10 protein-coding genes are annotated in these 12,897 nt (G+C 58.4%); 4 read left to right on the forward strand and 6 right to left on the reverse strand.

Translation table 11 applies throughout. From position 1 onward, the window contains the following. Positions 1-33: 33 nt before the first annotated feature. From FHG12_RS00745 to FHG12_RS00765, 5 genes are read right to left on the reverse strand one after another with little or no spacing between them, the layout of a single operon-like run. Complete coding sequence (locus tag FHG12_RS00745) at positions 34-669, reverse strand: nucleotidyltransferase family protein (RefSeq protein WP_139513629.1); 636 nt, start codon at positions 667-669, stop codon at positions 34-36. After that, entirely contained in the window at positions 666-1,847 is a 1,182-nt protein-coding gene (locus FHG12_RS00750; RefSeq protein WP_139513631.1) for an XdhC family protein, read from the reverse strand. Before FHG12_RS00750 ends, FHG12_RS00745 begins: the two co-directional genes overlap by 4 nt. A gap of 36 nt (positions 1,848-1,883) precedes the next feature. Then, positions 1,884-4,202, reverse strand: coding sequence for a xanthine dehydrogenase family protein molybdopterin-binding subunit (locus tag FHG12_RS00755; protein ID WP_139513633.1), 2,319 nt, complete (start codon positions 4,200-4,202; stop codon positions 1,884-1,886). Positions 4,203-4,211: 9 nt separating this feature from the next. Further along, positions 4,212-5,198, reverse strand: a complete 987-nt coding sequence (locus tag FHG12_RS00760) for an FAD binding domain-containing protein (protein WP_139513634.1) — start codon at positions 5,196-5,198, stop codon at positions 4,212-4,214. Next, positions 5,195-5,833 (reverse strand): (2Fe-2S)-binding protein, encoded by a 639-nt coding sequence (locus FHG12_RS00765; protein ID WP_139513636.1) that lies wholly within the window; start codon positions 5,831-5,833, stop codon positions 5,195-5,197. The genes FHG12_RS00760 and FHG12_RS00765 overlap by 4 nt, the downstream gene beginning before the upstream one ends. 221 nt (positions 5,834-6,054) lie before the next feature. On the opposite strand from FHG12_RS00765, the gene FHG12_RS00770 reads away from it, so the two are divergent. The 3 genes from FHG12_RS00770 (at position 6,055) to FHG12_RS00780 (ending at position 10,439) form a co-directional block, all read left to right on the forward strand. Continuing rightward, positions 6,055-6,993, forward strand: coding sequence for a D-2-hydroxyacid dehydrogenase (locus tag FHG12_RS00770; protein WP_139513638.1), 939 nt, complete (start codon positions 6,055-6,057; stop codon positions 6,991-6,993). 84 nt (positions 6,994-7,077) lie between these two features. After that, a complete protein-coding gene (gene pta, locus FHG12_RS00775; RefSeq protein ID WP_139513640.1) occupies positions 7,078-9,171 on the forward strand; it encodes a phosphate acetyltransferase in 2,094 nt (697 codons plus the stop codon). 56 nt (positions 9,172-9,227) lie between these two features. Further along, a complete protein-coding gene (locus FHG12_RS00780; protein ID WP_139513642.1) occupies positions 9,228-10,439 on the forward strand; it encodes an acetate/propionate family kinase in 1,212 nt (403 codons plus the stop codon). Positions 10,440-10,450: 11 nt separating this feature from the next. On the opposite strand, the gene FHG12_RS00785 is transcribed toward FHG12_RS00780, so the two are convergent. Next, on the reverse strand, positions 10,451-11,959 hold the full coding sequence (locus FHG12_RS00785) for a right-handed parallel beta-helix repeat-containing protein (RefSeq protein ID WP_165699259.1): 1,509 nt from the start codon (positions 11,957-11,959) through the stop codon (positions 10,451-10,453). A gap of 54 nt (positions 11,960-12,013) precedes the next feature. Between FHG12_RS00785 and FHG12_RS20970 the strand changes: the two genes are divergently transcribed. Next, on the forward strand, positions 12,014-12,352 hold the full coding sequence (locus FHG12_RS20970; RefSeq protein ID WP_165699260.1) for a hypothetical protein: 339 nt from the start codon (positions 12,014-12,016) through the stop codon (positions 12,350-12,352). The last annotated feature ends 545 nt before the right edge of the window (positions 12,353-12,897 follow it).

Below are 12,897 nucleotides of genomic sequence, written 5' to 3' on the forward strand. Positions count from 1 at the left end.
GATAACGGGATTTTTGTCGATGCCGTCGGGTTGCTACTGCGGCGGGGCAGCTTGTTGGAGCAGTTGCCGGTATTGCGCCGGCGTATCCACGTCAATTGCCCCTTCGGGAAAAGGTACGCGCAACAAATCAGCAGTATGCTGACGAAGTAAATCGCGGGCACCTTCCGGCCCCGCAAGCGTGCGCAGCGCCGGGAACAGCTGCTGCCCAAACAGAGCCGGCACTCCCACCCGACCGCCATATGCAGAGGCCACGGCGGGCACCTTGGCGGAGTTAAACCCATCAACTAACCCTTTTATTATCAATTCGTTAACAAAGGGTTGATCGCATAGCATCACCACCACGGCCCGCAGCGCACCGGAAGTTGTTTGGGCTTCCAAAGCAGCCAATCCCGCCCGAATCGAGCTACTCATCCCCTCCTGCCACTGCGGGTTAGGCACGGCCGTCACGGGCAAGGCCTCAAGCTCGGGCAACAGCTCGTTGTGCAGCGACCCGGTCACGACTACAATGGGATGGCAGCCCGAAGCCACGGCCGCCTCGGCAGCCCGCCGCAGCAACGATTTGCCCTGAAATTGCACCAGCTGCTTGGGCTGGCCCAAGCGCGATGAGGCACCGGCCGCCAACAACATCAGCCCTACCGACGCAGATCGCTCGTTGCTAGCCGCAGTCATATCGCCGAATCGGGCGAAGAAACCGGGGCGACGGCGCGCACCGGCGAAGCGGCCGTGCGCGCATGAATGGGCTGAGTTGAGTCGCGCAGGAAGCCCGCCGAACGTTGCGTCAGAACTGCTTGAATTTCAGCCACTACCGAAAGCGCAATTTCTTCGGGCGTTTCGGCCCCGATGTTCAGGCCAACGGGGCCATACAGGCAGCCTTTCAGGTGGGCATCGGGTTTTAGTCCTTCAGCACGCAAACCGCTGAGCAATTGCTCGGTCTTTTTGCGCGGCCCCAAAATGCCAATGTAGGGCGTGCGGGACGTCAGCAAATGCCGCAATACGGATTGGTCGTAGTGATAATTGTGCGTCATCAGCACGGCCAGGCTATCGTCGGCAGGGAGGCAGCTGACTTCGGCGAGCGGCACGGCGCGCACACTTTCGGCTTCCGGAAAACGTGCCGCAGTTGTCAGGTTAGGGCGGCCGTCAATCACGGTCACGCGCCAGCCCAGCGCACTGGCAAAGCGCACCAGGGGTTGCACATCGTTGCCAGCCCCGTAGATGGTAAACCGCACAGCGGGCCGCACTACTTCCAAAAATACCCGCAGCGTTCCGTTGGCAATCTGGTAATCGTAAGTGGCAGGTTGCTGAGCATGCAGCACTTGCCGGGCGTCGCTTATAATCGCCTCGTGCAGAGCCGGTTCGGCAGTCAGGCCGCCTAGCTCGGTGCCGTCGGCAGTCAACAACAGGCGCTCGCCCACGCTCACTGCCGAATTGGTGGGCAAGCTGAATACGGTGGCCAGCACAGCCACTACATCCTGGACAGCGCACACGCGCAGCAGCTCTACGGGATTGGCCGAATCGTTGAAATCGAGCGGTTCGAGCAGTATTTTCACAACGCCTTGGCAGCCCAAGCCAGCTCCGTGCCGCAAGTCGTCGTCGGGGTCGGTCGAGTCGTAGGTAACCAGCGTGGGCCGGCCGCGCTGAATGGCCTGCCGGGCGCGGCGACGCGCGTCGCCTTCGAGACAGCCGCCGCTGATGGCGCCCGTCAGCTGCCCATCGGCCGTGACGAGCATTCGCGCACCAGGGCGGCGGTACGAAGAGCCATCGACGTGCACCACCGTAGCCAGCGCACAGGCTCTGCCCTCGGTGCGGTGCACATCGTAAGCTGCTAATAAGCGACGAAGCTCACTCATAAACAGTTATTTATCAGATACTTATGTAATTACACATTAGACCGAGCCCGCACCCATCAGTTTTTCGGGGGTGATGGGCAGCTCGCGCACGCGGCGCCCGGTGGCGTGGAAAATGGCGTTGGCTACGGCCGCCGCTACTCCTACCATCGCGATTTCGCCGATGCCTTTTACGCCCATGGCGTTGATATGGCTGTCGTGCTCGTCGATAAACTCCACCTGCATATCCGGAATATCGGCGCTTACGGGAATGTGGTAATCGCCCAGATCGGCGTTGGTGTAGCGTACCCACGAAGGATCGCGGTGGGTGGCTTCCATCAGGGCCGCACCGATGCCGAAGATGGCACCACCGAGTACTTGGCTACGGGCCGTTTTGGCGTTGAGAATGCGGCCGGCTGCGTGCACGCCTACCCAGCGCGTCACGCGCACCCGCCCCAGCTCCGGATCGACGTGCACCTCGCAGAAATGCGCCCCGAACGAATGCATGGAGTATTTCTCGGTGCCCTGGCCTTTGCTGTCGGCGTTTACGCCCGGCGAAGTGTAGCCCCCGCCATAGCGCCCGGCTCCGCTGCCTTCGATATCGGTCAGGCGGGCGTGCTCGAGCATGGCGGCGTACGTTTCGCCTTTTGCCGGATTTTTGGTGAGGAAAACCCGGCCGTTCTCGACCGTAATATCTTCGGGCTTGGCCCCGAATAGCGGGGATGTTTTATTGCCTGAAGCGAGTTCGAGTACCTTGCGCTTAGCGTCCTGGGCCGCCATAAAGATTGCCGACGACACAGTACCGGCCGTCACCGATCCGCCCGAGAGCGGAGCCGTTGGCAGCGTGGTGTCGCCGAGCTCGAAGCGCACGCGCTCCACGGGCAGGCCCAACGCATCGGCGGCCACCTGCGTCATGACGGTGTACGTGCCCACGCCCATGTCGGTGGCACCGCTCTGCACCACGGCGTGGCCATCGGAGAAGATGCGCACCCGCGCCATGCCCTGCGAGTTGTGCACCGGGTAAGTGGCGCTCGCCATGCCCATGCCCACCAAATAACGGCCCTGGCGCGTTGCCCCGGCTTTCGGGTTGCGCTTGCTCCAACCAAATAGCTCAGCGCCACGAGCGTAGCATTGCTTCAGCGATTTGCTCGACCACGCTTGCCCGTTGGATGGGTCGCGCTCGGCGTAATTGCGCAACCGGATTTCCAGCGGATCAATGCCCAATTGATCCGCCAGATCATCCATGGCGCACTCGATGGCAAACGTACCGGGCGCCTCACCGGGCGCACGGGTATAGGTGGAAGTCATGATGTTGGCGCGCGCAATTTTGTAGGAAGTCTCAAAATTGGGGCATTCATACAACATGCTGATTACCTTGCCATTAGACTCCGCCCATTCGTCAAACATCGACGTGGAAGAGGTCTTTTCGTGCAGGATGGCCGTGAGTTTGCCTTCCTTGGTGGCACCGAGCGTGATGGTCTGGCGCTGGTCTTCGCGGTGGCCTACGGAAGTAAACATTTGCCGACGCGTGAGCACCAGCTTCACCGGCCGCCCCACGGCCCGCGCCGCTTGCGCCGTAAGCACGGTATGGGGCCAACTGGAACCCTTACAGCCAAATCCGCCGCCCAGAAACTGCGTCACAACGCGCACTTTATCGCGCGGCAAGCCCAGCATGTCGGACAGGGCACTTTGCGTCATGGTCACGCCTTGGGTCGACTCGTACACGGTGAGGCGGTCGCCTTCCCACACGGCTGTCGTCGCCGACGGTTCCATGGGGTTGTGGTGGTTCATGGCGTGCGTGTACGTGGCCGTTACGCGCACCGGGGCTTGCTCGAGCGCGGCCTGCGGATTGCCGCGCCGCGTGCGCCCCGGCATGCGCCCGCCCTGTACTGCTTTCGCTTCGTATACTTCGGCCCGAGGATCGACGATGCCAGCCACCGGCATTTCGGCCTGATAACTGACGCGCACCAGCGAGGCCGCGTGCGTGGCCCGCTCAAATGTGTCGGCCACAACCAAGGCCACGGGCTGCCCACTATAGAAAATTTCGTCGCTCATAAGCGGCAAAAAGCTCTGGCCCGGCGACCAAGAATTATTGCGCTCGGGGCTATCGGGCATTTTGGCCACTTTGGGCAGGTTGAGGTGCGTAAACACCGCCAACACGCCGGGCTCCTTCATCGCCAGAGTGGTATCGATGCTGGCGATGCGCCCTTTGGCAATGGAACTGGTCGAAAACACGCCGTACGTAAGCCCACCGAGGGGATATTCGGCCGAATACCGCGCAGCGCCCGTCACTTTGGCCCGGCCGTCGATGCGGTCGAGCGGCTGACCTACCACGCCGCCCGCAGGCGCCGCAAAATCGAAAAAATTAGATTCGCTCATGGCTATGATCTATGCTTTGGCGGCTACGGTAGTGAGGGCCCGCACCAGTGTATTCTGCACCAACTCCACCTTAAACTGATTTTCCTGGCGAGGGCGAGCGTCGCGTACGGCAGCTGCGGCGGCAGCCCGGAAAGTGGTCTCGGTAGCCGGGGCTCCGGTTAACACTTTCTCAGCCTCCAGCGAACGCCAGGGTTTGGTGCCCACGCTGCCCAGTGCCACGCGGGCGCTCCGAATCTGGCCGCCCTGCACGTCCAGCCCCACGGCCGCCGACACCAGCGCAAACGCATACGAAGCCCGGTCACGCACCTTCAGGTAATGCGAACGGCGGGCGTGCGGCGCGTTGGGCACGGTCACGGCTGTAATCAGCTCGCCGGGCTCCAGCACAGTTTCGCGGTGAGGTGTGCTGCCGGGCAGCAAGTGAAAATCGACGAGCGGTACGCTACGCTTTTTGCCTTTGGCATTCTCCAGATGCACGACGGCATCCAGGGCGATGAGCGCCACGGCCAAATCGCCGGGGTTGGTAGCAATGCAGCTTTCGCTAGTCCCCAGAATGGCGAGGTTGCGGTTGTCGCCTTGCTGCGCGGGGCAGCCGGAGCCGGGCACGCGCTTGTTGCACGGAAAGGCCGTGTCGCGGAAATAGCCGCAGCGCGTCCGCTGCAACAGGTTGCCACCAATGCTGGCCATGTTGCGTAGTTGCGGCGAGGCACTGGCCAATAAAGCCTCTGATATAACCGGGTAATTATCAATCACTTGTGGATGCTCTCCCACATCACTCATGCGTTCCATCGCCCCGATGCGTAGTTCCTTCGCACCCGCCTCGATGCCGGTAAGCGGTAGCTGGTTGATGTCGACCAGCTGCGGGTGCACCTCCACGTTGAGCTTCATCAGATCGAGCAGCGTGGTGCCGCCGGCAATGTAAGCGGCCTGTTCGTTTTTGCGGAGGGCCTCGGTGGCGGCTTTCTCTCGGGTCGCCTGTAGGTAGCTGAAGTTGTTCATGATTTCCCTCCTTTTTGCTGCGCGTCGCGGATGGCCGCCACAATGTTTGGGTACGCCCCACACCGGCACAGATTGCCGCTCATCCACTCCCGGATTTCGTCGTCCGATTTGGTGTGGCCTTCCTTGATGCACGCCACGCCCGACATAATCTGGCCGGGGGTGCAGTAACCGCACTGGAAGCCATCGTGCTCGATGAACGCCGCCTGCACCGGATGCAGCTTGTCGCCGTCGGCTAGGCCCTCGATGGTCGTGATTTCCTTGCCTTGGTTCATCACCGCCAGCGTGAGGCAGGAGTTGATACGCCGGCCATTGACGAGCACCGTGCAGGCGCCGCACTGGCCGTGGTCGCAGCCCTTTTTACTGCCCGTCAGGCCGAGGTTTTCGCGCAGCGCATCCAGCAACGTGACGCGGGGCTCGGCGCGGAAGGTGCGGGTCGCTCCGTTGACTTTCAGCGACATTTCGCTCACGCCTTTCACCTCTTTCGAGTCGGCAGCCGCCAGCCGCTCTACTTCCGCCAGGCCGGGCGGCGCCAGCACCAATCCGAGGATGCCCGATGCCTGTTTGATAAACGTACGCCGCGTCCCGTCGTTGGGAGCCGCAGCCGAAGTAGCGCCAAAATCGGAATCGTTCTGCATAGCGGAAGCAGTTTTAAAGTAAGATCACAAGGAAAGCTGGGTTTCCGAAGATAATAATTTGCCTCGCGGATTGCAGGAAACCGATTGGAAGCTTAACAAAGAAATTGTCGTTTTGGCTAGCCAAGGCGGTCTGCGGTCAAATCTTACACAGTCGCAGCCCGGACGCCTGCGTAAGGATAAACTCATCTAAAGCCTGATTCTCAGGTTGTAGCTTGCTTTTTATGCGCCTTTTTGTTTACTCCGCTTTCTCCGAAGCCCGCCGCAACCACCTGCGCCAAGAGCTTGCTGCTGAAGGCATTACCGCAATTTTTCGTAATGAGCTCCCGGAGGAGGAGCAACAAGCAGCCTTCCAAAGCGCGAACTTGCTGCTGGGCAACCCGCCGATGGCGTGGTTTGCCGATGGCGCTCCCAAAGGCTTGATATTCTGGCAGATAGATTCGGCGGGCTTTGAGCGTTACCGCCATTTGCACCTGCCCATCGCGGTGGCCAACATGGGTGACTTTTTCGCGTGGCCCTGCGCCGAAACCATCGTGGCGGGCATTCTGGGGCTGTATCGCCACCTCAACGAGCTGGCTGTGTTGCAGGCCCAACAACACTGGGTAGGCACCCCGATCCGGGCGAAGCTAAACCTGCTACGTGGCAAGCGCGTGGTGATTCTGGGCGCCGGCGCCATCGGGCAGGCCGTACGCGAACAGCTCTCCGGCTTTCGGTGCGAGGTGCAGCTGCTGGCCCGCCACAATCCGCAGGCACATTTGCATTCGAAGGAGGAACTGCAAAATGCGCTTCCACATATTGATTTGATTATCAATTGCTTACCAGGAAGTGCCGAAAATTTCTTTTCGGCCGAGCTGGTAGCCGCCATGGCCGCAGGCAGCGTGTACGCCAGCGTGGGCCGCGGCAACACCACCGACGAAACGGCCCTGCTAGCTGCGCTGCAAGCCGGCCAGCTCGGCGGGGCCGTGCTCGACGTAACGGCTACCGAACCGCTGCCGATCGACAGTCCGCTGTGGCGCCTGCCCAATGTCATCCTGACCCAGCACACCGCCGGCGGCCAACCCTACGAAGACGAAGGCCGCATTGCGATATTGCGGCGCAACCTGCACCACTTCCGCCACGGCGAGCCCCTGGAAAACCCCGTTGAGTTGGCCAGAGGATATTGACCCGCTTTCAGGATAGTGGCACGCCCGCACCTGCTCAACGGCACCTACGTATAGCCAAACTTCCGCGAACAAACGACTTTCGGTATGACCAAAACCATCTTTATTGCCACGGCAGAGCCCTTTAGCGGTAAGTCGATCATTGCCTTGGGGCTGGTGAATATGCTGCTTAACAAGGCGCAAAAAGTTGGCTACTTCAAACCGATCATCAACGACGACCCACGCGAGAAGAAGGACGCGCACATCGATACGGTACTGACCCATTTCAACCTGCCCATCGCCTACGACGCCACCTACGCCTACACCCGCGCCGAGGCAATGAGCCTCGTGGAAGCCGGTAGCCAGGGCGAGATCATCGACCGTATCATCTACAAATTCAAGCAGTTAGAAGACAGCTACGATTTCACTGTGGTGGAAGGCAGCGACTTCGTGGGCGAGGGCACAGCCTTTGAATTCGATACCAACATCTCGATTGCCAAGAACCTGGGCACGCCGGTGGTCATCGTGATTTCGGGCGCGGGCAAAACCACCGCGCAGATCGTAAACGCCGTGCTGACGGTGCTGCGCAGCTTCGAAACCCGCGAAGTGCAGGTGCTGGCGGCCATTGCCAACAAAGTGCAGCCCGCCCAAATCGAAGATGTACAAGCCCTGCTGCGGGCGCAGCTGCCCTCCGACGTGATTCTGGCCGTTATTCCGGAAGACAAAAAGCTGCTCAACCCCACCATGCGCGAGATTTATGAAAATCTGGGTGGGAAGTTGTTGTTTGGCGAGGATTTGCTTGACAATCAGGTAGATAACTTCGTGACGGGTGCCATGCAGGTGCCAAATTTTCTTAACTACCTGCGAGACAACGTGTTGATTGTAACGCCCGGCGACCGCGGCGATATCATCATTTGCGCTTTGCAAGCCAATGTTTCGGCCAGCTATCCGCGCGTGGCGGGCATCGTGCTCTCCGCCGACACCGAGCCCGATGAGCCCGTACTGCGCCTGATTAAAGGCCTGCAAACGGTGGTGCCGATTATCGCCGTCAAGACCGGTACCTTCCTGACTTCCACGATGTTGGGCAACATTCAGTCGCGCATCACGCCCGACAACCCCAAGAAGATTCAGCTGGCCATCAGCACCTTCGAACGCTACGTGGACGTGCGGGCGCTGGAAGAGAAAATGATCAACTTCCAGTCGGCGGGCATTACCCCGCACATGTTTCAATACAGGCTGCTGCAATGGGCCAAGCGGCAGCGACGCCACATTGTGCTGCCCGAAGGCAACGACGACCGCATTCTAAAAGCAGCCGCGCATTTGCTCAACCAAGAAATCGTGGAGCTGACCATTCTGGGCAACCCGAGCGAGATCACGGCGTCCTTCAAGCGGCTCGGCCTGACCATGCCCACGGCGTATTTGCACATTGTCGATCCGGCTCATTCTGAGCACTATGACGACTATGTGCAGACCTTCTATGAGTTACGCAAAACCAAAAACGTGAACCTCGACATGGCCCGCGATCTGCTGCGCGACGTGTCGTATTTCGGCTCGATGATGGTGTACAAAGGCCACGCCGACGGCATGGTGTCGGGCGCGGTGCACACCACGCAGCATACCATCCGGCCGGCGTTGCAGTTCATCAAAACCAAGCCGGGCGTTTCCATCGTGTCGTCGGTGTTTTTCATGTGCCTCCCCGACCGCGTGGCCGTGTTTGGCGACTGTGCCGTGAACCCCAACCCCACGGCTGAGCAACTGGCCGAAATTGCCGTTTCGTCGGCCGAAAGCAGCCAACGCTTTGGTATTGAGCCTCGTATCGCGATGCTCTCGTACTCTTCCGGCACGTCCGGGGAGGGCGCCGACGTGGAAAAAGTGCGCCGCGCGACGCAACTCGTCAAGCAACTACGCCCCGATTTGAAGGTAGAAGGCCCGATCCAATACGACGCCGCCGTCGATCCTATCGTGGGCAAACAAAAGTTGCCCGAATCGGAGGTAGCGGGACAAGCCAGCGTGCTGATTTTCCCGGATTTGAACACCGGCAACAACACCTACAAAGCCGTGCAGCGCGAAACCGGGGCCTTGGCCATCGGGCCCGTACTGCAAGGACTCAACAAGCCCGTCAATGACCTGAGCCGCGGTTGCACCGTGGAAGATGTATTTAACACAGTGATAATCACGGCCATCCAAAGCCAAAAAGAGTGAGTAGTGGTGAGATTCATGCAATAGCTCTACTTGCCACACAAACCCTTGATTATCAAATGAATATCTTTGTAATTAACTCTGGTAGCAGTTCCATCAAATACCAGCTTTTTCGGCTGCCTACTGAGCAGCCTATTTGCAGCGGCCTGATCGAGCGGATTGGCTTGGAGAATTCACTGGTCACGCACAAGGTTTTTGCGGGCGAACAAGAGCACGTAGTGCAGCGCACGCTCGACCTGCCCGATCATGAAGCGGGCCTGCGGGAAGCCGTTGGGCTGCTGACTAACAGGGAGATCGGCGTTATCCGGAAGCCAGAAGAAATTGAGGTGGTGGGGCACCGGGTGGTACACGGCGGCGAGCACTTTGCCGCGACCACAGTCATTACGCCGCAGGTGAAAGAGGAGATCAAAAAGCTGTTTCCACTCGCGCCGCTGCACAATCCGGCCAATTATATGGGCATTGAAGTAGCCGAAAAGATTTTCCCCCAGGCCCAGCTAGTGGCCGTTTTCGATACGGCTTTTCACCAGACGCTGCCCGAGCCGGCTTTTCGCTACGCCTTGCCCACAACCTTGTATACCGACTACGGAATTCGGGTGTATGGCTTTCACGGCACCAGCCATAAGTACGTGGCCGAACAAGCCGCAGAGTATTTACAGAAGCCTGATGCTAAGCTTATTACCATTCATTTGGGCAATGGGTGCAGCATGGCCGCCGTGGCTGGCGGCCGCTCTTTGGATACCAGCATGGGTTTTGGTCCGCTTAGTGGGTTGGTGATGGGCACCCGGTCCGGCGACCTCGACCCGTCGGTTATTTTTCACCTCATTACCCAGCTTGGCTACGACGCCGATCAAGTGAGCACGCTGCTCAACAAACGCAGCGGCATGCTGGGCCTCACCGGCCTAAGCGACATGCGCGACATCAGCCAGGCCATCGCGCAGGGCGACGAGCGGGCCAACCTCGCCTACGATTTGTATTCGTACCGCATCCGCAAGTACATCGGGGCTTATGCAGCTGTGCTCAACGGCCTCGACGCCATCGTGTTTACGGCTGGCGTAGGCGAAAACGACAGTTTGTTGCGGCACCGCGTCTGCCAAAACCTCGACTTCCTGGGTCTGCACCTCGACGAAGCAAAAAACCAGGTGCGCAGCAAGCAAACCCGCGAAATCAACACCGTCGATTCGAGGGCCAAAATCCTGGTAATCCCGACCAACGAGGAGCTGGAAATCGCCAAGCAGTGCCAGGCGTTGCTGTCCAGCACCACCGCTCCGTAACTATTTGTATATCAATTAATTATAAACTTGGTATGGAGTGTTTGCTTGCCGGAAGTTACAGAGAGAACGTAGGTTCCTGGCGAAGTTTGGGCGGGCAGTTGGAGCGGTACGTTTGCCGCTGTATTGTCCGCTGCAACCCGTTGATGATGAATAGTTTGTCCCATCAAATCGGCAACGCGGATCTGCACACTCTGGCCCGAAAACTTAGCTAGGTCGAGGTAGAGCAACTGCCCTTTTGCTGCGGGGTTGGGAAACACACTGATGGCATGTTGCGCGGAAGAATTGGGCGAAACGACGGCCACCTTACTGTAGTGCGAAGAGCCATCCAGGTCGATTTGCCGCAGGCGGTAATACGTGGCCTGCGTAAGCCGCTGCGAATCGTCCCATTGGTAGAAGCGCACGGTGGAGCTTATGCCGGCAGCTGCCAGTTGCCCTACTCCACTGAACGTTTTGCCATCCAGAGAGCGCTGAATTTCGAAAAAAGCGCTGCTTCGCTCGCTGGCCGTCGCCCACCGCAATGATGCCTGGCTGGATTTTACTTCGGCTTGAAAGCTAATTAGCTCGACCGGCAACGGGCGCCCGCTGCCTTCATAAGCACCGATATTTCCGCGCAAGCCGGCAGCTGGTGTAGGCAAGCCGTAGAGATCGCGTGGCCCCGGCGAAATGCCAAACTGGTTCAAATCCAGCCCGGCCCCAATCATTGGCGAAGTGGGCTGTAATTGGTAAGGTTTCCAGGCATTCATCGACCGGCTCAGATCGGCCGGGTTAGACCCACCCGCGCCGGGAGCAACCAGCTGCGGGTCTGTCTCTAAGCCGCTGTTGACGCTGCCGATACGTTCGGCACCGGTATAGGTGCGCCAATCGGCGAGGCTGTGTATGTCAGAGGACCCAAACCGCCACCACGGAGTTGCACCTGTACTCCAGTAGCAATTGCCCTGAAACCCAACTCCTCCCGCCAAGTCTATGACGAAGGGCACACCTCCTGTGGTTTGCAAGATGTTATTTCGCAAGACCGTATTCTCTATGTAAGGGCTCATGATATAAACCGCCCGCGAAGTATATCCGCTGGCGCTGGGCGTCATGTACACGGTGTTGTTGTAAATCTGTGCCCGCTTAATTCCGCCGCCCGCCCCCGACGACCACAACGTAATGCCGCCCCCATAGCGGCGAGCATCATTTTCGCTGATATTGTAGCGAATGATCACGTCCTGCAAAGCACCATCAAACTGCGCCAGCATCAGGCCCGGGCCCTCGTTGTCGTGCGAGTAATTATACTGCATAATCGAATTGGTGCACCCCCCGTCCAGGTCGAACCCTCCGCCATCGAGTGTGCCGGAGCGATTGTGGTGCGACTCACATTCCTGAATGATCAGATTATCGCAGTAATAAGCCCATATGCCTGCCGGGCCGCTGTAGACGTGGGCACTTAGCCAGCCGTTGTTGTAGGTCTCGCATTGCTCAATGAGCGCGCCGTGGACGCCGGAGAGCACGATTCCGCTGCCGGTATTGCTCGAAGTCACGTCCGATCGGCCCGAATTATTGTACGATTTGCAGTTGCCTACATACCAGTTGTTATGCGCCTGCAACCCTTCGCTGTAGGACGCGATGCCCGTATCGCCGTTGTCATGGGCGCGGCAGTTTGTAATGCGCACATCGCTGTAACCGCTGCTCCCGTTCCAGCTGCTTATGTCTATTCCACAGATTTTGTAGCCGCTTATATCCAAACTATCCAAGACAAGGTGCTGCAAATGCGCGTCGTGGACTTCGGTATAGAAGTGAACGCCGCTACCGGAATTGGCCAGCCGACCAGCCCCCACGAAATTCAAACGCCGCAGTTCTATGCCATCAACGTTGTATGCGTAAAAGCCATAACCATCATTGCTACTGATAATTGCAGCGCCTTTGCCATATGACGAAACCACAATGGGCTGGGTGGCCGTGCCACTATTTTGTAGCAGCAGTGATCCTGTAAATACTTGAGTGGCCTCAAATAAAATTCTATCTCCAGGCGAAAACTGCGACTGGTTTACTTTGGCTATGCTTTGCCAAGCAGTAGCGACATCTGTCCCACTATTGTTGTCGTTACCACCTGTGCTGATGTAATAGGTTGTAGCGTAAGCGAAATTGTCTAAACCACAGACGAGCGCTAGGGTGACACAGCAGAAGGTTAAAAGTTTATACATAGAAATGTTCCAAGAATATCCTGTAATAATAGCCCTTTTGCGTGCATTAAACTGCATAATTTCTATAATTTATTATACTGTACCCGTATCACCATACTTATATAGGGTTCATTTGATTACCGGTAACGAGGAAAGGTTCTTGCACAGTACGGCAGGAAAGCCAGATAACTATTATGCTACTGCACACCTCAGAGCAGCGAACACCAGCCATCTGCATCCTGGTTTTCCTCAGAATGACTCCATAGTCATCTAAACGACAAAAGGGGCCAGCCAAT

The organism is Hymenobacter jejuensis (genome assembly GCF_006337165.1).
Taxonomy (GTDB): domain Bacteria; phylum Bacteroidota; class Bacteroidia; order Cytophagales; family Hymenobacteraceae; genus Hymenobacter; species Hymenobacter jejuensis.

What these genes read in the sequence shown, in the direction of transcription:
- FHG12_RS00755 (WP_139513633.1), bottom strand. Translation starts at nt 4,202, where the DNA reads ATGAGCGAATCTAATTTTTTCGATTTTGCGGCGCCTGCGGGCGGCGTG.
- FHG12_RS20970 (WP_165699260.1), top strand. Translation starts at nt 12,014, where the DNA reads ATGCGCCTGCAACCCTTCGCTGTAGGACGCGATGCCCGTATCGCCGTT.
- FHG12_RS00760 (WP_139513634.1), bottom strand. Translation starts at nt 5,198, where the DNA reads ATGAACAACTTCAGCTACCTACAGGCGACCCGAGAGAAAGCCGCCACC.
- FHG12_RS00745 (WP_139513629.1), bottom strand. Translation starts at nt 669, where the DNA reads ATGACTGCGGCTAGCAACGAGCGATCTGCGTCGGTAGGGCTGATGTTG.
- pta (WP_139513640.1), top strand. Translation starts at nt 7,078, where the DNA reads ATGACCAAAACCATCTTTATTGCCACGGCAGAGCCCTTTAGCGGTAAG.
- FHG12_RS00750 (WP_139513631.1), bottom strand. Translation starts at nt 1,847, where the DNA reads ATGAGTGAGCTTCGTCGCTTATTAGCAGCTTACGATGTGCACCGCACC.
- FHG12_RS00765 (WP_139513636.1), bottom strand. Translation starts at nt 5,833, where the DNA reads ATGCAGAACGATTCCGATTTTGGCGCTACTTCGGCTGCGGCTCCCAAC.
- FHG12_RS00780 (WP_139513642.1), top strand. Translation starts at nt 9,228, where the DNA reads ATGAATATCTTTGTAATTAACTCTGGTAGCAGTTCCATCAAATACCAG.
- FHG12_RS00770 (WP_139513638.1), top strand. Translation starts at nt 6,055, where the DNA reads ATGCGCCTTTTTGTTTACTCCGCTTTCTCCGAAGCCCGCCGCAACCAC.